The organism is Bacillus sp. ok061 (assembly GCF_900108285.1).
GTDB classification, from domain to species: Bacteria; Bacillota; Bacilli; order Bacillales; family Bacillaceae_G; genus Bacillus_A; species Bacillus_A thuringiensis_S.
The window spans coordinates 295,816-318,105 of record NZ_FNUW01000003.1 but is presented as its reverse complement, the minus strand read 5'-3'; the positions used below and the strand labels follow the sequence as shown (position 1 = coordinate 318,105).

Here is a 22,290-nt window from a genome sequence, read left to right as displayed (position 1 = left end):
ATCACTCCTATTCAAATGAATCCATTTTACATGCCAATTAAATGTCGATATTTTCTGTTTTCTCTCTCTAACATTATAGAGTGCATTTGTAGAAGGTGTAAAATTATTATTTTGTATTATAGTTTGAAAGCTTGTAAATTAAATAAATCTTTTGTAAAATTTGTCGAAATATAGTTCTATATAACGAATCATTTGTTATGATAGAAATGCTGAGAAAATATGAAATAGAGAGAGGAAAATGGCTGTGAAGAAATTGTTAAGTGTCTTTTTATCATTCTTGCTATTGCTTTCATTTACTGGAACTTTAGCGCAAGCAGAAGAAACTGCTTCTATGTCAGTAGAAAAAGCAATTCAAGTATTTAAGCAGCAAGGGAAAACGAAGGGGATAGTAGAAGGATATATTGTTGGATATACGCAAAGTTCTTCTAAATATACGAAGGATCCAGCTAAGTTTGATGATACAAACGTAGCAATTGCAGATTCGCCAAACGAAACGAATCCAGACAAAATCATGCCCGTTCAGTTGCCAAAAGGTGATGTGAGAACGGCAGTGAATGTAAAAGATCATCCTGAAAATATCGGGAAGAAAGTTAATTTAACAGGGACTCTTGAATTATATTTTAGTAACCCAGGTCTAAAATCAGTAACAGCTTATAAGTTTCAAGGTGAAGGACAAGACCGTGTTAGCGATGTATTAGCTTCACCGAACGGCGGAGAAGTTGCTAGAGGAACAGCGGTAACATTAACGACGAATACAGAAGGCGCAACAATCTACTATACGTTAGATGGCTCTAATCCTACTAATAAGAGTGTTCGTTATAATGGACAAATTGTAGTGAATGAAAATAGTGTAGTGAAAGCAATCGCGGAAAAAGAAGGGCTTACTTCTTCAGCAATTTCGACATTTTCATTTATTATCGTAAATAATGAACAGGTTCGTATTCATGACATTCAAGGGAAATCACATATGTCTTCTTACAACGGGAAGAAAGTAAACAATGTGGAAGGCGTTGTCACATCGCTTGATAAAAACGGCTTTTATATAGAAGATAATCAGCCGGATAATGATCCAGCTACTTCAGAAGGTATGTACGTATATAAAAAAGATGCGAATGTAGCAGTAGGAGATCTTATTCAAGTTGATGGAGTAGTAGAAGAATATGTTGGACCAGGATATGCAGAGCGATTTGAAACAGACTTAACGACGACAGAAATTAAGGCGAGTCGCGTTGCTGTAATCGCAAAAGATCAATCTTTGCCGGCACCGATTGTACTTGGGGAAAACGGTGTGAAAATCCCGGACCAGATTATTGATAATGATGCATTTGGTTTATTTGATCCAAATGAAGATGCAATCGACTTCTATGAAAGTATAGAAGGTATGCGTGTTACGATGCCAACACCAAAAATTATTGCACCTCAGAAAAACGGAAATTTATATGTAACAGTAAAAAATGGTGGAGATAAAATAGTAACACAATATGGCACACCTCTATTAGATGAAAATCAATTAAACCCAGAGCGTCTTTCTGTAAAAGTACCTCGCGATTATGTAGCAAAAGTAGGAGATACTTTCACTGGAGATATAATAGGGGTAGTAGGATATGATTACGGTTCTTTCCGTATTTCGCCAATAACAGAATTGCCAGCTGTATTGGATGGTGTATTTAAGCAAGTAGGGGCAAATATTCAGCCACGTCTTGATAAGTTAACGGTTGCTACATATAACATTGAAAACTTCTCAGCGAATAAAAAAGAAACAACAGATGAAAAGGTAAAAGCGTTAGCGTATTCTATTAAATACAACTTAAAAATGCCAGATATTATCGGTGTAGAGGAAATGCAAGATAATAACGGATCAATTAATGACGGTACAACAGATGCGTCATTAAGCGCAAAACGTATCATTGATGCAGTTCTAGAAATTCGTGGACCGAAGTATGAGTATGTCGAAATCGCTCCAAACAATAATCAAGACGGAGGAGCACCAGGAGCGAATATTCGCGTCGGCTTCTTCTATAATCCATCACGCGTGAAATTAGCGACGGTACCGAAGTTACTTGATAAAAATGTTGTTCGTATTGGAGACGAAAATCCATTATTTGAAAGTACACGTAAACCGTTAGCGGCAGAATTTACGTTCCAAGGACAAAACATTGTTGTCGTTGCAAATCACTTAAACTCAAAACTAGGAGATGCAACGCCATTTGGAAAAGTGCAACCGCTCGTATTAAAAAGTGAAGACAAACGAATTCAGTTAGCACAAGAAGTAAATCATTTTGTGCAAGGAATTCAGAAAAAGAATACGAATGCACCAGTTGTTGTGTTAGGTGATATGAACGATTTCGAATTCTCTAAACCATTAAAAACACTAGAGGGAACAATCTTAAAAGATATGTTAAACACAGTGCCGAAAGAGAATCGTTACACGTACATTCACGAAGGAAATGCACAAGTGTTAGATCATATTTTAGTAACAAACAACATCGCACCGCACACAATTGTAGATCCAGTGCACTTAAACTCAAACATAATGAAAGAGCACGGACGTGTAAGTGACCACGACCCAGTACTTGCTCAAATTGATTTGAAGAAGGCTTCTTAAAGTGGGGAACGCTTAGGTGACTAAGCGTTCTTTTTTGTTTCTGAATCAATAGTATAAAGAGATGATTCCTTTTTTTGTAATCTGATGATAAAATTAATAGAATATTCAGTCGTCGGGAGGGCAGTGATGCAAGCACGAATAAATGGAAAGTTAATGAATCAGCTTGCAATTTTCTTTAGTACAATCGTCATGCTTCAGTTTGTAGCTGATATAACAGGACTTACAAGTAATCTAGATATTACGTATAACTTAATTAATACAACAGCTTCTTATATAACTTTTAGCTTGGCGGTTATTTTTACTTTAATAGGTGCAAGAAGAGAATTAAGTAAATATGCAATTATTTTATTATGTTCAGTGATAGGTATTAAAGCGATTTATTTTGCGGTGTTCGTTATCTTATGGGGATTGGCAGGTACACCGTAAAGTGGAGGATGATTATATGTAATGATAATAAGAGCGTAATTCTCTATGCTAACTTAGGGAATTACGCTCTTATTCGTTTAATCATTTAGTCTGAAATTGTTTGAAACGCTTTTCTACAGCGCTCCCTTTTTTGCAACCTTCTTCTATATTTTTTTCTATCACGTTTTACTCCTTGTATATACATAATTAAGCTAACGAGAAGGAAGAAAGTGCATTGCATCGTTAAAATATACGGCGACATGCCATGTAACGGTTGTTTTGGGTCATATAAATGAAAAGGCGCTCCGCCTATTGTAGGGAATATCGTATTTAGCAGGACGTATGGAATGGAGGCAACTGCAAATGGGAAAAGAATCGCCATATAGTCCTTTTGTGACCACGCAGATGCTGCAAGTCCTAAAAGGGCCATTAAACCTGCAAATAAAAAATTAATTCCGATATATACAGTAATGTAAGTGAGGGGAGATTCGTAATATAAGTTTGCAAACATCCCATTATCATTTATAATGCCTGAACCAGCCGTCGGTTCTCCATCTGGAATGGTTAATTTGCAAAATAATAACGATAAGATGAATGGAAATGTATAAAGAAATCCGCCACAAAAGAATGTAACGATATATTTCGTTACTGAATAAGGGAACAAAGAAATCCCTTTACTTACAAACGGTTTAAAACCATCTGATTTATCCGAATTGTAACTTGTACTAAAGGGGAAACTAGCAATAACGGGCATTAATAATAAATAAACATCCATTTCATTGTCGCGAAATCCAATCCATTTAAAAGCTGTTGTTACAAAGGCATCCGTTCCATCCCCAATGTAACGAATTACATAATAATAATGGTAAATAAAAATAAGAGCTAGTCCACTAAACATAATAATTAAAGAAACACGATTACAAAAAGCTTGCTTTATATTTAAACGAAGTGCACGCATCATGACTGAAAAAGCCTCCACTGTTTTGATAAACTTGTCTATTTTCTATATTACTATTAATTGTAAAGATTTTCTTGTTTTTTTATTTGATTATTTGAAAAAGAGGAATTTTGTTGTTGTGAAGTAAGGTTTAGCTGAAATTAATTTTTCTAAAATATGGTTGACAATTAAGTATTACATTTGTAATCTTAATTATAGATTACAAATGTAATACTTAGGAGTGAAACATACGATGACAAATCAATTACCTAAAATATCTGAAGCGGAATTAGAAATTATGAAAGTACTTTGGTCGAGTTCTCCGCAAACAGCGAATGAAATTATAGAAGAACTGGAAGATGCAATGGACTGGAAACCGAAAACAATCCGCACATTAATTAATCGATTAGTGCAAAAGGAAGCCGTTTCTTACCATCAAGATAAAGGGCGGATGTATGCTTATTATCCGTTAGTATCACAAGATAATTATTTGCAAGTGGAAACGAAATCTTTACTAAAGCGTTTTTGCGGTGCAGCTTTTAAACAATTACTTGTTAATTTCTTAAAAGAGGAGAAATTATCTTCAGAAGATATTAATGAATTAAAACGCATTTTAGATGAGAAGACAGAGGAGAATAAGAGGAAGGATCGATAAAAATGATAAACACGCTTATAAATGTATACCTTCCTCATTTATTTGATTGGCTTATAGAAACGTCACTTATGGCTAGCATATTAGTTGGATTTATTTTATGTATAAAAGTTCTATTTAGAAATAAATTAACACCCCGGTGGCAATATATCCTGTGGATTGTATTAATGATAAGACTCCTTTTACCGTGGTCACCGGATAGCTCTTATAGTATTTATTCATTATTTTCCTATCGTTCTAGCGTATCGGAAGTTATTCCAAAAAATATGCCGGCTACTGAGAATATAGTGAACATAGAAAGCGACCGTAAAGTGGAATTAGAATCAAATTCTGAAACTGTGACAAAAAATAGTGAACCTGAAGTAAACGCGAGTTCGGAACAACAGACTACATTGTCTTTATACAAAATTGCTTTGTATGTTTGGCTAGCTGGGGTAATCGTATTAGCAGTCATAACGTTTATTACAAATAGACGGTTATATTCTTACATACAGAAACAACCGGATATTATGGATGAACAGGCCATTACAGTGTTTAATCGCTGTAAGCAGTCTATGAAAGTGAAGAAGGCAGTTTCGTTACGTCTAGCGGGAAAGATTGCGAGCCCAACTGTGTTTAGTTTCTTCCGCCCAAAAGTATTACTATCAAAAAAACATATGAAAGTATTAAATGAGCAACAATTACAATATGTCTTTTACCATGAGTTAGCTCATATTAAAAGAAACGACGTAGCTGTAAATTGGATTATGTACAGTTTAATCCTATTAAATTGGTTCAATCCGATTCTTTGGTATGCCTATTTTTGTATGCGAGAAGATCAAGAATTAGCCTGTGATGCATATGCACTTACTTTTATGGATAAAGAGGAACAAATTGCATACGGTCATACAATTATTACCCTTCTAGAACACTATTCCTATCAAGTACCAAGCCTAGCAAATTTAAGTAGAAATAAACGAACACTAAAAAGGAGAATCATTATGATTAAAAAGTTCCAAAAGAAATCGTATCGTCTGTCTTTACTTGGGATTATTGCTATAGCAGCTATAGCAGGCGGATTTTTATTAAATGCAAAGATAACTGAGGGAGATGAAAGACAGGAAGAAAAGGTTATAGAAAAAAAGCAATCTAAAGCAGCTTTTGAAAAAGCGATAGAAACAGTATTAGGTACACCAGAGAATGCAAGTAGAGAATGGGGTATGTCAATAAAGTCATATAAAAGGGATACAGATTTTTTGTATTTGGCAGAAAAGAATTTTACAAAAGAAGAATTTGAGCAGTATATTCAATTATTTAAAGAAGCTAAAGAAATTCATAAAAAAGCAATGGTTAATAAAAAAGTACCTGAGAATTATGATAGAGATACAAAGGAATTTAAACGTGAACGTTTGAATAAAGCTGATCAAGAAAGATTAGCTAGTATTGAGAAGAAATTAGTTCCACTTTCGGAAAGGGTGGAGAAGTCTTTAACATATACTATAGAAGAAGCAAACGAACATGTACCATTTCAAATTAAGCACCCGTCTTATATGCTTGAAGGTTATGAGTTGAAAAGAGAATGGGCTGATTCATATTTTGGAAGAGATGTAGAGTTAGTTATTAAATCAGAATATACAAATGGAAAATATGGTTTTACAATTTACCAATCAAGGATTTATGCAGGTGGTAATAAGGATCCACTTCACTACATGATGCCTGGAGAAGAGAATCTAGAAAGTTATAATTTAGACGGGAAAGGAATGGTCTATAATAAATCTTCTCATGGAGAGGGTAAGTTAAAAGGGCTCAAAATGTTTGTACCAGAACAAGGAAAGAATAGTGAGTATCAGATTGTCATAGTGAATGATATTTTTACAAGAGATACAAAGATATACGAAGAGATAATCGATGATGAGCTAACTAAGAAAGAAATGGAGAAAATATTACTTTCTATGTCAAAATAATAGACAGTGTTCTTAAACTTTTAGTTTTAAGAACACTGTCTATTTTATTAAATTTCTAGTGGGATCTAGCCAGCAATTATTATGAATATATTCTAGCTTTCCATACAAGTATACTTTTTGATACACTATGGACAGTATGATATAACTTGACTGAAATCTTTTATACTGGAAATAATAAAAAGAGAACTTGTATAGAATGTAAGCGTGTGGTAATATCAAAGATGTACTGATTGACTATATTATCCAATTGGTCATTTTTGGAGGTGACAATGTGGCGATAGATCGAAAACGTTCTATTATTGAAGCTGCAACAAAGTCTTTTTCAGCGTTCGGTTATAAAGCAACAACGATGGATCAAGTAGCGAAGTTAGCGAATGTAGGAAAAGGAACGATTTATACTTTTTTCAAAAATAAAGAAGAGCTATTTGGTGAAATTATTTCTAATTTAATTACAGAAATGAAGCAAGTTGCAGAAAATGCAATTCGTTCAGATGTTTCATTTTTTGAAAATGTACATAGAGCATTATATAGCATCTTGGAATTTAGAAAAGAACATCAGCTCATGATTAAATTAATTCAAGAAGAGCGCGATATGGGAACGAAAGAAGTACAAGAAGTTATGCAACAAGTTGATGTGGAAATCGTTTCTGTTATTCAATCGTATTTAAAGATTGCGATTGAAAAAGGTGAAATTAGCAAATGTGATCCAGAAATTACAGCATTTATTATGCTTCGTCTATATGTATCGCTTATTTTTGATTGGGAAAAAAATCACGAACCGCTAGAAAAAGAAAAAATTGCAGAGTTATTTGAACTTTATTTACTAAAAGGATTGTCAAACTAAGATAATCCTTTTAATTTTATAAAAAAATGACCGAATGAACAATATGGTCATTTTTTAAGTTAAGGAGGGGTATAGAAAAATTATAATCATAATGAGAAAAAGTTGCATAGTAATAAATTCGGGGATAAGGCATATGTATGAACAAGTATAGCCTTTTTGTTTGGGTAAAAATGACTATATGAACATTTTGGTCATTTTATAAAAGGGGGAGAAATTATGAAAGGGAATCAGTTACTTCGGAAAGAGTTCACGGAAATTATAAAAAATAAAAAAATATTAATTCCAATTATTGCGGTCTTATTCGTACCGATTTTATATGCAGGGATGTTTTTGTGGGCCTTTTGGGATCCGTATAAGCAGTTAGATGACTTACCAGTTGCAGTAGTCAATTTAGATAAAGGCGCAGTATTTGATGGGAAACCAATTGAGGTCGGAAAAGGGCTCGTTGATAATTTAAAAGATAATAAAAGTTTTAAATGGGAGTTCGTAAGTGAAAAAGAAGCAAAGAAAGGAATGGAAGGTAGAAAGTATTACATGTTAGTGCGCATTCCAGATGACTTCTCAAGTAACGCTACAACGTTACTAAAAGACAATCCAAAGCCATTAAACTTAGAGTACATTCCAAACGAAAGTTTAAACTTCTTATCTTCACAAATTGGAGGAACAGCCATTGAAAAAATTAAAGATGAAGTAGCAAGTACGTTAACGAAAACATATGCAGAGAAAATGTTTGATTCCATTCAAGACGTCTCAAAAGGATTAGCAGATGGGGCGGAAGGAGCAAATAAACTACACGACGGATCAAGTGAGCTGCATGATGGTTCAAGTAAAGTGACGGATGGCCTTCATACACTTCAAGGGAAGTCTGGAGAGATGAAGGATGGAGCTCAGAAATTAGCAGATGGATCTAATAAATTAGTAGATGGGTCAGGCAAAGTAACAAATGGTTTAAATACGCTAAATAGCAAAACAGGTGAAATGCAGATAGGTATAGGGAAATTAGTAGACGGATCTGGAAAAGTAACGAACGGTTTAAATACGTTAAATAGTAAAACAGGTGAGATGCAGACAGGTATCGGAAAATTAATAGATGGATCTGGAAAAGTAACAGACGGTTTAAATACGTTAAATAGCAAAACGGGTGAAATGCAAAAAGGAATTGGTGAATTACATGATGGATCTGAGAAAGTGACCGGTGGTTTGAACAAATTAGTAAGTAAATCCGGTGAATTAAAAACAGGAACAACTGATCTATCAAATGGTATGGGAAAACTTGTTGAAGGGCAAAGTCAATTAGAGGAAGGTTCTCAAGCGATCCAAAAGGGATTGCAAGATTTAAATAGTAACGTACAAAAGTCTGCTGCGGACTTAGAGGAAATGCAGTCGAAAGTTCCTTCTATATTGAATACAGTAAATGAAAAAATAGATGGAGCTGGGGCGAATGTAAATCAGTTAAATGAACTCACGCAATCAACAGCAGGAGATGCCAAAACTGCAACGCAAGATGTAGCGAATTTACAAAAGCAAATTGAAAGTTTACCAAAAGAATATCAAGAGCAGTTACAACCATTCATAACAAGTGCTGTAAAAAGTACAGCGACAGTTCAGCAAAAAGCTGCCGGAGTAGCAGGTGGAACAAATAAATTAAATGAAGAAGTAAAACAATTAAAAGGTGAAATAAATCAAAAAACAAGTGATGCACAAAACAAACTACCGAATACAGCGAAATTGGACTCTTTAACAGAGGGTATTGAGAAATTAGCCAGTGCACAAAAAGGATTTGTTGAAAATTTCCAAGGGTTTGGTAAGAATTTAAATGTAGCAAAAGAAGGCGCAAATAAATTTAAAAATGAATCCGGTCAATTAATTGATGCGATAAATCAATTAGCAGATGGCTCGGGTAAAGTAACAGGCGGTTTAGGTGCATTATCTGCAGGAGCAAATCAAATGGCAGGTGGTGTACATCAATTAGCAGATGGCTCAAGTCAAGTAACAGGCGGCCTAGGTCAATTATCTGCAGGAGCAAACCAAATGGCAGGTGGAGTAAATCAATTAGCAGATGGCTCGAGTAAAGTAACAGGCGGTTTAGGTACATTATCTGTAGGAGCAAATCAAATGGCAGGTGGAGTAAATCACTTAGCAGACGGATCTGGTCAAGTAACAACGGGCTTAGGTACTCTAAATGGTGGCCTAAATCAAATGTCAAATGGCTCAACCCAGCTAATCGACGGCGTAAATAAACTAGCAGATGGCTCAGGAAAAGTAACAGATGGTCTCGTAAAAGTAAACGACGGTTCAGGTGAACTTGCAGAGAAACTTGGCGAAGGGGCAGAGAAAACTGGGGAAGTAAAAGGAACGGATAAAACGTATGATATGTTTGCAAGTCCTGTAAAAGTGAAGACGGAAAAAATAGCGGAAGTTCCAAACTATGGAACTGGATTTACACCATATTTCTTATCACTTGGTTTATTCGTTGGGGCATTACTACTATCTATCGTATACCCATTACGCGATACAGTCGGTGTTCCAAAATCAGGGTTTAGCTGGTTTATTAGTAAGTTCGGTGTTTTACTATCCGTCGGTATTATTCAAGCGATAGTAGCAGATGTTATATTACTGTTCGGATTAGGTGTAGAAGTACAAAGTATTCCGTACTTCATACTCTTTAGCATCGTTACAAGTTTAGCGTTTATTGCATTAATTCAATGTTTAGTAACAGCATTCGGTGATGCGGGCCGTTTTATCGCCATCATCACATTAATTATGCAGCTTACAACAAGTGCTGGAACATTCCCGTTAGAGTTGATTCCGAAGTTTTTACAACCATTCAATGCTTGGTTACCGATGACATACTCTGTATCAGGATTGAAAGCAGTCGTATCGAGTGGAGACTTTGACTTCATGTGGCAAAACATAGGAATGCTCATGATCTTTATCGTTGTATTATCACTTGGAACAATCGCTTCCTTAACTTTGATGCACAAACGACAATTTAAAAATGTTGCTGAAAATCAATCGGTTGAAGCGTAGATAAAAGCACCTTTTTGGTGCTTTTTTATTTTAATGTAGGGGGTCTTTTCTGTAGTTTATATATGAACCTTTTTAAAAGCTATAGAGACGAAAGAAAAGGATTTACAACAATTTACAGAGAAAACTAGAATAGAGGAGTTGATATGATGAAAGGAAATCTTACTTATTATTTTATCTTAAATCCGCTAATCATCTTTCTTGTTTACGCCCTTTCACCTATCTTGTTTCATAAAGAAAAATATATAAATATGAAAGATGCACTAGGAATACTTGTAGTTTACTATGTGCTTATTAGTGGGTATTACTTTATGGATGTTGTAAGTGAAAGAATGAAGAAGAATAGTAAGGACAAACAATAAAGTTTTGTTGTATAAAAATTAATGGAGGACAATAAAATGACTGAAAGTGACATGAAATTTAGGGATACGACCATTCGTAACTTTTTCGATAAAGAGGATCGTTTAAAATCGATTCCAGGTCAAAAGAAGAAAAAACTAGTATTGTTAGAGCATTTAATTAGCAAATTAAACGCTGAAAATCAATATACGGAAAAAGAAATGAATACATTTATAAAACAATATCACGATGATTTTTGTACAATTAGACGTGAATTTATTGTACATAGGTTTATGGATAGAGAGGATAATATGTACCGTATAAACGGGAGAGAAGTTTGGACGAAGTGGGAGGAGTTAAAATAATGAATCAGCGAGGGGATCCCCGCTGATTATAAGCCTGTGCTAGTCTTGCTGTTTCTTTGTAGTAAGTCTATGAACGCTTCAACATTCGAACTTGTAATGTATCCAAGCGTTATATATTCATCTTCATAGTAAAATATTATTTTTTTGTCAAAGATTCTTCTCTTCGTTTCTATGGATAGAATTTTTTCATAATCAAATTCGGCAATGAATGTGTTTTTATATTGGCTAAAAAAGAGAAGTCTTTTATTAGTAGCAAGTAACATGCCAGGATATGGGACTTTATGCGTAATCATATAGCCAGTAAGTGAACATTTTAAAGTAGATAAAATCTTTTCTTCTTTATGTAATAGTTGTTTTGCAGCTGTTAAGATTGGATTCATTGCATACATTCCTTTTATTTTGATGTATGAATATTGTATCAAGAGTAAAAAGATTCTCAATATGCAATATTGCATATTGGACGTTTTATAGTTTTAATATTATTTTTTAAAAGAAAAAGTACGAGGTGATTCAATGATACGATTAGCAAAAGAGGCTGATGCAGAAGCAATAATGAACATTAGAAAAGAAATTATATTATCGGAAAATACTACAAAGTTTTTCATAGTATCTCCAAAGAAATTACCGAATGATATTGATGCAGAAAGAGAAAAGATACGGAAAAGTAATGAGAAAGGTAATCTTTATATTGTGTATGAAGTAGATTATAAGGTGGTAGGCTTTTTACTTTTCAACCGATATGAACTAGAACGGTTACAACATGCAGGCACAATGGGAATGGGGATTAAAGAGGCGTATTGTAATCAAGGCATCGGCACGAAATTAATTGAATTTCTTATTAGTTGGGCTAAAGGGCAGAAAGGTTTAGAGAAAATTTGCTTAGGTGTAGTTTCTGTTAATGATCGGGCAATTAAAGTGTACAAACGTATGGGTTTTGTAGAAGAAGGGAGACAACGAAAGCAAATAAAGTATGAAGATGGATCATATGGAGATGACGTATTGATGGGGTTTTATATTGAATAAAGGATATATGGTATTAAGAAAAGGAATGTACATAACGTAAATTTCTAAAAGTAGTATATTGCCCCTGCATTAACAGACTTTTTTCTATGTATAATATTAATATAGTAAAATCATAACAACCGATATTGCAGTTTCCAATAATATACTATATAATCAATTTAAGAAAACGTTTTCATGCAAAGGGGGAGAATTTCGTGTCGACTATAGAGGACGTGGCGAAATTAGCGGGGTTATCAAGGACAACGGTTTCTAGGGTGATTAATAATCATCCATATGTTTCAGATGAGAAGAAAAAAAGGGTTCAATTAGCAATGAAGCATTTAGGCTTCGTTCCTAATTCTGCGGCGAGAAGGCTTCGTAAACAAAAAACGGAAACAATTGCGGTGCTAGTTCCAAGGATTACAAATCCTTTCTTCAGTAGATTTATTGAAGCAATCGAGATTGCTGCTTCTGAACATAAATATAAACTGATTATTTGTCAAACAAGATATTTACCGGAAAAAGAGATGGAGTATTTACAATTATTATCTACGAAACAAGTAGATGGGATTATTCTATGTTCACTAGAAAATCCGTGGGAAGATGTAGAGCCATACTTACAGCACGGTCCAATCGTGTTATGTAATGAATATATTGAGGAAGCAAATATTCCAACAGTGAAGTTTGATCATGCGCAAGGAGCATACATAGCTGCGAAGCATGTGTTAGATCAAGGGTATCGTAATCTTATTTTTTGTCGTGGTAACGAAACCAAATTAGTTAGCCAGCAGCGAAAAATGGGCTTTTTACGTGCAATAACTGAGAAGAGCCGCCAAGTAGAAGCGATTGATTTTCTTGAAAACGCTTTCTCTTGGGAGGATGGAAAACGAATATTCCATGAAGTATTAAAGGACAAAAAAAATCCTACCGCGATTTTGGCAGGAGGCGATGAGGTAGCAGCTGGAATTATCTCAGAGGCGAAGCACCATAACTGGAGCATTCCAGATGATCTCGCTGTTATCGGTTTTGATAATCAAATATTATCGCAGATTACAGAACCAGGTATTACGACAATTGAACAGCCAATTGATGAAATGGCCCGAAAAGTTGTCGACCTGATGATGGATAAAATCCATACGAAAAATTATCGAAAAAAAGAATTGTATGAGTTTGAACTGGAGCTCTTGGTGAAAGGTTCAACGATGAAGGATAAGATGTTATTAGCCTAGTAGACTATGTCTGCTAGGTTTTTTTATGTTCACAAACTACTATTCTTCGTGAACGCAATCGTCACATTTGTTATGGTATGCTTCGTGTTGCTCATCAATTTCTTTCCCGCAGTGCGCACAAGTTTTCGTCGGTAAATTTCTGAAAAACTCCATTGGTTGATCGATCATGTCAATCCCTCCATTTCCATTTCTTACTATCATTGTATTAGTACAAAAAATAAAAGTCAACAACTGTTTTATAACAAAATTGAAAATTAATGAAAAAGTTTAGGAAATGGATTATAGTTAACAATGTAGGATGTAAGTAAAAAACTTTCTCAAGTACGGAGAAAAACTGCATTCCTACTCGGTTTTAGAAAGGATGGATACATATGAAAATGACTGTTGTCGGCTTTTGGGGCGGCTTTCCAGAAGCGGGAGAAGCAACGTCGGGGTATTTGTTTGAACACGATGGTTTTCGTTTACTTGTAGACTGTGGTAGTGGTGTACTAGCACAGCTTCAAAAATATATAACACCATCTGATATAGATGCAGTTGTACTGTCACACTATCATCACGATCATGTTGCGGACATTGGGGTATTGCAATATGCGAGATTAATTACGAGTGCGACAACAAGGCAACTACCGGAATTACCAATATACGGTCATACGTTTGACGAGAATGGATTCCATTCTTTAACACATGAACCACATACGAAAGGAATCGCGTACAACCCAGAAGAAACACTTCAAGTTGGACCATTCTCGATTTCGTTCTTAAAAACTGTTCATCCTGTTACATGCTTTGCGATGCGTATTACAGCTGGCGATGATGCTGTAGTATACAGCGCTGATTCCAGTTATATTCCTGAATTCATTCCATTCACGAAAGATGCTGATCTTTTCATTTGTGAGTGTAATATGTATGCACATCAAGAGGCTGCAAAAGCAGGGCATATGAATAGTACAGAAGTAGCAAGTATTGCGAAAGATGCGAATGTAAAAGAACTTTTATTAACGCACTTACCACATACAGGCAACCCATCTGATTTAGTAACAGAAGCAAAACAAATTTTCAGTGGCCATATTACGCTAGCGCATAGTGGTTACGTATGGAACTCATGAGGTGATACGATGTTATTTATTGATAATAAAGGAATTACAGATCCTAGAATAAACTTAGCAATCGAAGAATATTGTGTGAAGAATTTAGATATTAACGAAACATATTTACTGTTTTACATTAATGAGCCTTCGATTATCATTGGTAAAAACCAAAACACAGTAGAAGAAATTAATGCAGATTACGTAAAAGAAAAAGGTATTCATGTCGTTCGTCGTCTATCAGGTGGAGGCGCAGTATATCATGATTTAGGAAACTTAAACTTCAGTTTTATTACGAAAGATGATGGAGACAGTTTCAGCAATTTCAAAAAATTCACAGAGCCTGTAACGAAAGCGCTTGGTAAATTAGGTGTAAATGCAGAACTAAGTGGTCGTAACGACATTTTAGCTGAAGGTAGAAAAATTTCAGGTAACGCGCAGTTCTCAACGAAAGGTCGTATGTTCAGCCACGGTACGTTACTATTTGACTCTGAAATCGATCACGTCGTATCAGCGTTAAAAGTAAAAATGGATAAGATTCAATCAAAAGGTATTAAATCAATCCGTAGCCGCGTTGCGAACATTACAGAGTTCCTAAACGAAGAAATGACGACAGAAGAGTTTAGACAACTTCTTCTAGAAACAATTTTCGAAGGGGAAACAGAAATTCCAACGTACGAATTAACAGAAGAAGATTGGAAAGAAATCCACAAACTTTCTGAAGAGCGCTACCAAAATTGGGACTGGAACTACGGAAAATCACCGAAGTTCAACTTACAACATTCACACCGCTTCCCAGTTGGACAAGTTGACGTTCGTCTTGAAGTGAAAAAAGGAACAGTAACAGAATGTAAAGTTTACGGCGACTTCTTCGGTTCACTAGATGTTCATGATATCGAAGAGCGTCTAACAGGCGTTCAGTTCGATAAAGATGCATTCACTGCAGCTTTAGAAGGCGTAGATATCGCACGCTACTTCGGTAACATTACAACTGAAGATTTCTTACATTTATTCTTCTAAAAATGAGGGAGGCTGCCATCACGGGCAGCCTCTTTCTTTTTGTGTAGATTTTCAGATTTTGTCGGTAAGTCGATATAACTGGAAAATCGCTGATATAAATTGAGTTGCGCTGATATATTTGAAAAATCGCCGATATAAACCGAGTTGCGCTGATATATTTGGAAAATCGCCGATATAAATCGAGCTGCGCTGATATAACTGAAAAATCGCTCATATAATTTCATTTACCACAAAACATAAAATTACAGGACATCTGCCTCTTATAAAGGAATATATATATTCAAAAGGAGGCGGATTGATATGAAAAGGGTAATGTACGTTGTATTATTACTCAGCTTCGTCGTCGGAATGACGGCGTGTAACAGTGAATCGCCCTCAAGTCGTACAATTTTGTCTATCGGAAAACCAGCGGAGGATAATGTTATATATTTTACGCATACAGATAACAAACGAAAGATACATGATATACAAGACATGTTTCAAAATAAGAAGTGGAAAAGAAATGAAACATTCAGCACTGTTAATAAAACACCAGATGTCGTCTTATCAATAGATGAAGACAATACAGAGTTACCGACATTGTATGTTACAGTTTATTTTCATGAAGAGGGAGCGGATGCTCTTAACTTGTTTGGAGAGCATACGACGTTACATAAAGAAGAACTTGATGAACTTAGAGAAAAGATGAGTGCATATTATCCTAAAATGATTTTTGGTCTAGTTTCATAAATTACTTGTAAACAAAATCCCCTTATTTTTCCAAAGTAAACTAAGAGAAGGTGATCTGTCTATATGCAGTTAATAGAATATCACTTGCTACTTTAATTTTCTTTTAATATAATTAATTTAGAATTTTTAAATATTCTAAATTTTATAAAGGTGGGGTTTTTGTGAATCTCGTTCAATCTTTGGCTGAAACGGCAAAAAAGAAGGGGGAAAAACCGGCTTATATATTTATGGATCAGTCGGTCTCATATGACCAATTAAACAAAATGGTCACAAGGTTTTCTAGCAATTTAGCAGAAATGGGCATTGGAAAAGGGGACAATGTCGCATTAGTTGTTGGGAACTCACCACATTTTTTGGTCGGTTTATACGGAACAATGAAAGCTGGAGCAACTGTTATTCCAGTTAATCCAATTTATACAGCAGACGAAATGCATTATATTTTACAAAATGGAGATGTAAAAACAATCATCGTACTCGACGTCCTTCTACCTGTTATACAATCTCTTACAACAAGACTTCCTTCATTAGAAAACATCATCATATGCGAAACCTCATCAGATTTTAACCATACAGAAACCGAAAAAATGAAAACGTTTACTAGTTTTGTGGGGACTGGAGATACAACTTACGAAGGTCCTGAACTAGATGAAGAAGATGTAGCGGTTATTCTATACACATCGGGCACAACTGGAAAACCGAAAGGCGCTATGTTAACACATAAAAATTTATATAGTAATGCGAACGATGTGGCGTCGTATTTACAATATACGGCTGATGACCGCGTTGTTGCGGCACTGCCTATGTTCCATGTATTCTGTTTAACAGTTGCGGTAAATGCACCGATTGTGAACGGGGCAACGATTTTAATGTTACCGAAATTTAGTCCGAAAGAAGTATTCCGTATTTGTCGCACGTACGAGCCAACGATCTTTGCTGGCGTACCGACGATGTACAATTATTTATATTTATTTGAAGAAGCAAGTGCAGAAGATGTGAAGACGCTTCGCCTTTGTATTTCCGGTGGTGCATCGATGCCTGTTGCTCTTCTGCAAAACTTTGAAAAACGTTTTAACGTTATTGTTTCAGAAGGATACGGTTTATCAGAAGCATCACCAGTTACTTGTTTCAATCCGCTAGATCGTCCTCGTAAACCAGGATCAATTGGCACAAATATTTGGCATGTAGAAAATAAAATTGTAAATGAACTTGGGGAAGAAGTACCTGTCGGCGCAGTCGGTGAATTAATTGTTCGCGGACCTAACGTTATGAAAGGATACTATAATGCACCAGAAGATACAGCTGCGACATTGAAAGACGGCTGGCTATATACAGGTGACTTGGCGAAAATGGATGAAGAAGGTTACTTCTATATCGTGGATCGTAAAAAAGATATCGTCTTAGTTGGCGGTTATAACGTATACCCTCGTGAAGTAGAAGAAGTATTATATACGCACGAATCAGTAGCGGAAGTTGTCGTAATCGGTGTTCCTGATGAAAACTTAGGAGAAGCTGTGCGAGCGTACGTCGTTTTGAAGCAAGCAAACGTAACAGAAGAAGAGCTAATGCATTACTGCACGTTACATTTAGCGAAATATAAAGTGCCGAAAAGCATTGAGTTTTTAATAGAATTACCGAAGAATACGACTGGTAAGTTGTTAAGAAGAGCATTGAGAGAGAAAGCGATGCAAGTGTAAAAATGAGGCAACCATCTTTGAAGGTGGTTGCCTCATTTTTTGTGTATTGATTAAGTGGTGGTGCCATATATTTAAACCTTCATATGACCAACAAGGAGGAGATATACGTAGAACAGAAGGAATTAACGCTTACGGCGGGTGCAATATTTTATTTATGACATTATGGATGAAATGAACTCTGAAAGTGATAAGAACGGTAAGTTTAATCCAAATGGAGTAATGAACCGTGAATCAATGGCTACGGTGTTAGTAAATGCATATAAATTAGAATGGAATGAAAATAGTAAGTTACCAAAAGAATTTGCTGATTTGAAAAATCATTGGGCTCAAAGTATGCCAATATTTTAGTTTAGTAAGAAAATTCAAATTCCAAGTTGACACATATGAATTACAGAATTAAAATGAAAAGAAATCGAATACAATACATTAGAAGCTAATCAGATAAACTGAAGGCGCACAATGTTCACATTTGTGAATATATTGTGTGCCTTTTTCTATTGTATAAACTAAGGGGGCTTAACGATGAAAAAGTGGGGCAAGACAGCGTTTATGAAAAGTACAGGTGTTTTATTATCAGCAGTTGTACTTTTATCAGGGTGTGGTTCGGCAACATCCACTAGTAATTCTGAAGGAAGTGGAGATAAAAAAACAGTTGAGCTTTTAAATGTTTCTTATGATCCAACGAGGGAGTTATATCAAGATTTCAATAAAGATTTTGCGAAGTATTGGAAAGAGAAGCACGGGCAAACAGTAAATGTAAAACAATCACACGGGGGATCTGGAAGCCAGGCGCGATCTGTTATTGATGGTTTAGAAGCAGACGTTGTTACACTAGCACTTGCTTATGATATTGATGCCATTAGCAAGAAAAAACAACTAGCAGAAGATTGGCAGAAGCGACTTGCGAATAATTCCACTCCATACACGTCAACAATTGTATTTCTTGTTCGAAAAGGAAACCCGAAAGGCATTAAAGACTGGGATGATTTAACGAAAAAAGGTGTGTCTGTCATTACACCAAACCCGAAAACATCAGGCGGGGCACGTTGGAACTATTTAGCGGCGTGGGGATACGCACTGAAAAAATATAATAATAGTGAAGATAAGGCGAAAGAGTTTGTTAGCCAAATTTATAAAAACGTAGAAGTATTAGATTCAGGAGCGCGCGGAGCAACGACAACATTTGTTGAAAAAGGAATTGGAGACGTATTAATCGCGTGGGAAAATGAAGCGTTATTATCTCAAAAAGAGCTTGGAAAAGATAAATTTGAAATTGTAACCCCTTCTATTAGTGTACTTGCAGAACCACCAGTAGCGGTTGTAGATAAAGTCGTTGATAAAAAAGGAACGAAAAAAGTAGCAGAAGGGTATCTTGAATATTTGTACTCAGAAAAAGGACAGGAAATTGCGGCGAAAAACTTTTATCGTCCGCGTAATGAAAAAGTAGCCGAAAAATATGCATCCCAATTTCCGAAAGTTCAATTATTTACAGTAGATGAACTATTTGGTGGTTGGAAAAAAGCACAAGAGAAACACTTTAATGACGGCGGCGTATTCGATAAAATTTATCAAAAATAATGAACGCTGCTAAAGGGGGATGAGGTGAAAGAGGATGAGGAAGAAACGTGTTTTACCAGGGTTTGGATTATCTCTTGGATTTACAATGTTGTACATGAGTTTATTCGTACTTATACCACTTTCTATCGTATTTATTCAAACTTCACAGTTAGGTTGGAAGAAGTTCGCTGGGGTTATAACGAACGAGCGTGTGTTGCATTCCTATCAAGTTAGTTTTACAACTTCATTTGCAGCTGCTATTGTAAATGCCATTTTCGGTTTATTAATAGCTTGGGTGCTCGTACGCTACAAATTTCCAGGGAAACGACTATTAGAGGGACTCATTGATTTACCGTTTGCACTTCCGACAGCTGTAGCTGGTATTACACTTACAACGCTTTATGCGGAAAATGGATGGATTGGGAAAATATTTAGTCTGTTTCATATAAAAGTAGCTTTTACACCACTCGGAATTATCGTTGCGCTTACTTTTATCGGTTTACCATTTGTCGTTCGAATGGTGCAACCAGTGCTGCAAAATATTGATAAAGAAGTAGAAGAGGCGGCTTCGAGTTTAGGTGCATCCCGCTTGCAAATATTTGTGAAAATCATTTTACCAGAAATCTTTCCCGCTCTTCTTGCCGGTTTTTCACTTGCATTTGCAAGAGCATTAGGAGAATACGGATCTGTCGTTTTCATCGCAGGTAATATGCCGATGAAAACAGAAATTGCACCACTGATGATTATGACGAAACTAGAACAATATGACTATGCGGGGGCAACAGCTGTAGCGACCGTGATGCTTATTATTTCCCTCCTTTTCCTTCTTCTTATTAATATGATTCAAAGCTGGAGTAGAAGGCATGAACTAAAAAGTGAATAGGAGGAGAGAAAATGGAACCAACATTGTTAGAAAAGAAAATAGTAAAAAGCGTATCAGCTAAAAAAGAATCTAAGCTTGTACCAGGCGTATTAATTACGATTACAGTTTTATTTTTATCTCTCTTTCTATTACTGCCACTCATAACTATTTTTCTAAAAGCCTTTGAAAGAGGGATGGATGTATACATTGCCGCTATTACAGATCAAGAAGCATTTTCAGCAATTAGATTAACGCTTCTCGTTGCGTTAATCGTTGTGCCGCTTAATACGATATTTGGGGTAGCGGCCGCGTGGCTTATTACAAAGTTTCAGTTTAAAGGAAAACAAGTATTACTCTCTCTTATTGAACTGCCGTTTGCTGTGTCACCAGTTATCGCAGGATTAGTATTCGTTTTACTTTTCACACCGAGGGGTGCTCTTGGCGAATGGTTACTTGAACATGGAGTGAAACTCATTTTCTCTGTACCAGGCATTATTATCGCAACAATCTTTGTAACCTTCCCGTTCGTTGCACGTGAATTAATTCCGGTTATGCAGGCACAAGGGAAAAGTGAAGAAGAGGCAGCTTTATCACTTGGCGCAAGTGGCTGGAAAATGTTTTGGCGCGTTACGCTTCCAAATATAAAGTGGGGTCTTTTATACGGCATGATTCTATGTAATGCCCGTGCTATCGGTGAGTTTGGAGCCGTTTCTGTCGTATCAGGTCACGTGCGTGGCATTACGAACACGATGCCGCTCCATATTGAAATTTTGTACAATGAATATCAATTTTCAGCAGCATTTGCAGTAGCGACGTTAATGTCATTAATTGCAGTGTTTACACTCGTTATAAAAAACTGGATTGAATGGCGAATGGAAAAACGACAATAAGGGGGATTACGGTGAGTATTCAAATTCAAGGTGTATCAAAGCAATATGGTACATTTCAAGCACTAACAGACATTCATTTGGATATTCCAAAAGGTGAACTTGTTGCCTTATTAGGCCCGTCTGGTTCTGGGAAAACGACGTTATTACGCATTATTGCAGGATTAGAAGAAGCGGATGGAGGCTCTGTTTCATTTGATGGAGAAGATTTAACAGACATTCACGTGAAAAACAGGCAAGTCGGTTTCGTCTTCCAGCACTATGCGCTCTTTAAGCATATGAATGTATTTGAGAATGTCGCTTTCGGTTTAAAAGTAAGAAAGAAAAGCTTAAGACCGTCAGCAGAAGCGATAGAAGAAAAGGTAACAGAATTATTAAAGCTCGTAAAAATGGATGGCTTTGCTAAACGTTATCCAGCGCAATTATCTGGTGGACAACGTCAACGTATTGCACTAGCACGGGCACTTGCAGTCGAACCGAAAATTTTATTACTCGATGAACCGTTCGGTGCACTTGATGCAAAGGTGAGAAAAGAATTACGCAGATGGCTCCGAAAATTACATGACGAATTTCAAATTACGAGCGTATTCGTAACGCATGATCAAGAAGAAGCGTTAGACGTTGCAGACCGCATCGTTGTAATGAATGAGGGCTGCATTGAACAAATGGGAACACCAGAAGAAGTATATGAAAACCCAGCAAGTCCGTTTGTATATGACTTTTTAGGAAATGTAAATTTATTTCACGGCCGCGTTCATAAAGGAAAGCTAAATGTAGGATCTATCGAACTAGAAGCACCAGAGCATAAGCACGTTTCCAACGTAGACGGAATAGCCTACGTAAGGCCACATGACTTATCAATCTCTCGTACGAAACAAAGCATAGATGCAATCCCGGCAAAAGTATCTTATTCTCACGCAGTCGGACCTGTCGTATATGTAGAATTAAAACGAGACGAAACAGATGAATATTTAGAAGCAGAAATTACGAAAGAACAGTTCAAACAGCTGAACATTCAAGCGGGTGATTTCGTATACGTACAGCCGAAAGAAGTGAAAGTGTTTATTCCAGAGGATTTTGTAATTTAAGAGTGTTTACTCTTAAATCA

Annotated in this window: 22 protein-coding genes; 19 read left to right on the top strand and 3 right to left on the bottom strand. The window is 35.9% G+C overall.

Going from position 1 to position 22,290, the window contains the following annotated elements:
• The first annotated feature begins 238 nt into the window (after positions 1 to 238).
• Entirely contained in the window at positions 239 to 2,605 is a 2,367-nt protein-coding gene (locus C4S65_RS06735) for a DUF6359 domain-containing protein (protein ID WP_098838269.1), read from the top strand.
• 126 nt (positions 2,606 to 2,731) lie between these two features.
• Positions 2,732 to 3,031, top strand: a complete 300-nt coding sequence (locus tag C4S65_RS06730; protein WP_001148895.1) for a hypothetical protein — start codon at positions 2,732 to 2,734, stop codon at positions 3,029 to 3,031.
• 85 nt (positions 3,032 to 3,116) lie between these two features.
• Here C4S65_RS06730 and C4S65_RS06725 read toward each other — a convergent pair whose 3' ends face one another.
• Entirely contained in the window at positions 3,117 to 3,971 is an 855-nt protein-coding gene (locus C4S65_RS06725) for a hypothetical protein (RefSeq protein ID WP_000984161.1), read from the bottom strand.
• Positions 3,972 to 4,200: 229 nt separating this feature from the next.
• Here C4S65_RS06725 and C4S65_RS06720 point away from each other — a divergent pair, with 229 nt between their 5' ends.
• From C4S65_RS06720 to C4S65_RS06695, 6 genes are all read left to right on the top strand, one after another.
• Positions 4,201 to 4,602: a BlaI/MecI/CopY family transcriptional regulator gene (locus C4S65_RS06720; RefSeq protein ID WP_098838270.1), complete on the top strand. Its 402-nt coding sequence runs from the start codon at positions 4,201 to 4,203 to the stop codon at positions 4,600 to 4,602.
• Between the two features lie 2 nt (positions 4,603 to 4,604).
• Positions 4,605 to 6,542, top strand: coding sequence for a M56 family metallopeptidase (locus tag C4S65_RS06715; protein ID WP_103945171.1), 1,938 nt, complete (start codon positions 4,605 to 4,607; stop codon positions 6,540 to 6,542).
• Between the two features lie 271 nt (positions 6,543 to 6,813).
• Entirely contained in the window at positions 6,814 to 7,386 is a 573-nt protein-coding gene (locus C4S65_RS06710) for a TetR/AcrR family transcriptional regulator (protein ID WP_000963378.1), read from the top strand.
• A 216-nt stretch (positions 7,387 to 7,602) separates the two neighbouring features.
• The gene (locus tag C4S65_RS06705) at positions 7,603 to 10,416 is read left to right on the top strand and encodes a YhgE/Pip domain-containing protein (RefSeq protein WP_103945170.1); all 2,814 of its coding nucleotides are present in this window, start codon (positions 7,603 to 7,605) and stop codon (positions 10,414 to 10,416) included.
• Positions 10,417 to 10,559: 143 nt separating this feature from the next.
• Positions 10,560 to 10,775: a hypothetical protein gene (locus C4S65_RS06700; protein ID WP_001988614.1), complete on the top strand. Its 216-nt coding sequence runs from the start codon at positions 10,560 to 10,562 to the stop codon at positions 10,773 to 10,775.
• A 36-nt stretch (positions 10,776 to 10,811) separates the two neighbouring features.
• A complete protein-coding gene (locus C4S65_RS06695) occupies positions 10,812 to 11,117 on the top strand; it encodes a DUF2087 domain-containing protein (RefSeq protein ID WP_140337692.1) in 306 nt (101 codons plus the stop codon).
• A gap of 26 nt (positions 11,118 to 11,143) precedes the next feature.
• Here the strand turns inward: C4S65_RS06695 and C4S65_RS06690 are convergent, their stop codons facing one another.
• Positions 11,144 to 11,497, bottom strand: coding sequence for a PH domain-containing protein (locus C4S65_RS06690; protein WP_001068217.1), 354 nt, complete (start codon positions 11,495 to 11,497; stop codon positions 11,144 to 11,146).
• Between the two features lie 133 nt (positions 11,498 to 11,630).
• Here C4S65_RS06690 and C4S65_RS06685 point away from each other — a divergent pair, with 133 nt between their 5' ends.
• Together C4S65_RS06685 and C4S65_RS06680 are read left to right on the top strand one after the other, a co-directional pair.
• The gene (locus C4S65_RS06685) at positions 11,631 to 12,140 is read left to right on the top strand and encodes a GNAT family N-acetyltransferase (RefSeq protein WP_000620017.1); all 510 of its coding nucleotides are present in this window, start codon (positions 11,631 to 11,633) and stop codon (positions 12,138 to 12,140) included.
• 194 nt (positions 12,141 to 12,334) lie between these two features.
• A complete protein-coding gene (locus C4S65_RS06680; protein ID WP_000103709.1) occupies positions 12,335 to 13,348 on the top strand; it encodes a LacI family DNA-binding transcriptional regulator in 1,014 nt (337 codons plus the stop codon).
• A gap of 39 nt (positions 13,349 to 13,387) precedes the next feature.
• Here the strand turns inward: C4S65_RS06680 and yhfH are convergent, their stop codons facing one another.
• On the bottom strand, positions 13,388 to 13,516 hold the full coding sequence (gene yhfH, locus C4S65_RS06675) for a protein YhfH (protein WP_000567010.1): 129 nt from the start codon (positions 13,514 to 13,516) through the stop codon (positions 13,388 to 13,390).
• A 203-nt stretch (positions 13,517 to 13,719) separates the two neighbouring features.
• Between yhfH and C4S65_RS06670 the strand changes: the two genes are divergently transcribed.
• From C4S65_RS06670 to C4S65_RS06630, 9 genes are all read left to right on the top strand, one after another.
• The gene (locus C4S65_RS06670; RefSeq protein ID WP_000784671.1) at positions 13,720 to 14,454 is read left to right on the top strand and encodes an MBL fold metallo-hydrolase; all 735 of its coding nucleotides are present in this window, start codon (positions 13,720 to 13,722) and stop codon (positions 14,452 to 14,454) included.
• A 9-nt stretch (positions 14,455 to 14,463) separates the two neighbouring features.
• Complete coding sequence (locus C4S65_RS06665) at positions 14,464 to 15,453, top strand: lipoate--protein ligase (protein WP_061666657.1); 990 nt, start codon at positions 14,464 to 14,466, stop codon at positions 15,451 to 15,453.
• 300 nt (positions 15,454 to 15,753) lie between these two features.
• Positions 15,754 to 16,182 (top strand): hypothetical protein, encoded by a 429-nt coding sequence (locus C4S65_RS06660; RefSeq protein ID WP_098317880.1) that lies wholly within the window; start codon positions 15,754 to 15,756, stop codon positions 16,180 to 16,182.
• A 161-nt stretch (positions 16,183 to 16,343) separates the two neighbouring features.
• Positions 16,344 to 17,876, top strand: a complete 1,533-nt coding sequence (locus C4S65_RS06655; RefSeq protein WP_001055200.1) for a fatty acid--CoA ligase family protein — start codon at positions 16,344 to 16,346, stop codon at positions 17,874 to 17,876.
• A gap of 171 nt (positions 17,877 to 18,047) precedes the next feature.
• Positions 18,048 to 18,224, top strand: a complete 177-nt coding sequence (locus C4S65_RS06650) for a hypothetical protein (protein ID WP_042973218.1) — start codon at positions 18,048 to 18,050, stop codon at positions 18,222 to 18,224.
• Positions 18,225 to 18,398: 174 nt separating this feature from the next.
• Entirely contained in the window at positions 18,399 to 19,454 is a 1,056-nt protein-coding gene (locus C4S65_RS06645) for a sulfate ABC transporter substrate-binding protein (protein ID WP_000758702.1), read from the top strand.
• 34 nt (positions 19,455 to 19,488) lie between these two features.
• Positions 19,489 to 20,316 (top strand): sulfate ABC transporter permease subunit CysT, encoded by an 828-nt coding sequence (cysT, locus tag C4S65_RS06640; protein ID WP_097960525.1) that lies wholly within the window; start codon positions 19,489 to 19,491, stop codon positions 20,314 to 20,316.
• Positions 20,317 to 20,327: 11 nt separating this feature from the next.
• On the top strand, positions 20,328 to 21,185 hold the full coding sequence (gene cysW / locus C4S65_RS06635; protein WP_061655450.1) for a sulfate ABC transporter permease subunit CysW: 858 nt from the start codon (positions 20,328 to 20,330) through the stop codon (positions 21,183 to 21,185).
• Between the two features lie 11 nt (positions 21,186 to 21,196).
• On the top strand, positions 21,197 to 22,270 hold the full coding sequence (locus C4S65_RS06630) for a sulfate/molybdate ABC transporter ATP-binding protein (protein ID WP_000027101.1): 1,074 nt from the start codon (positions 21,197 to 21,199) through the stop codon (positions 22,268 to 22,270).
• Positions 22,271 to 22,290: the final 20 nt, after the last annotated feature.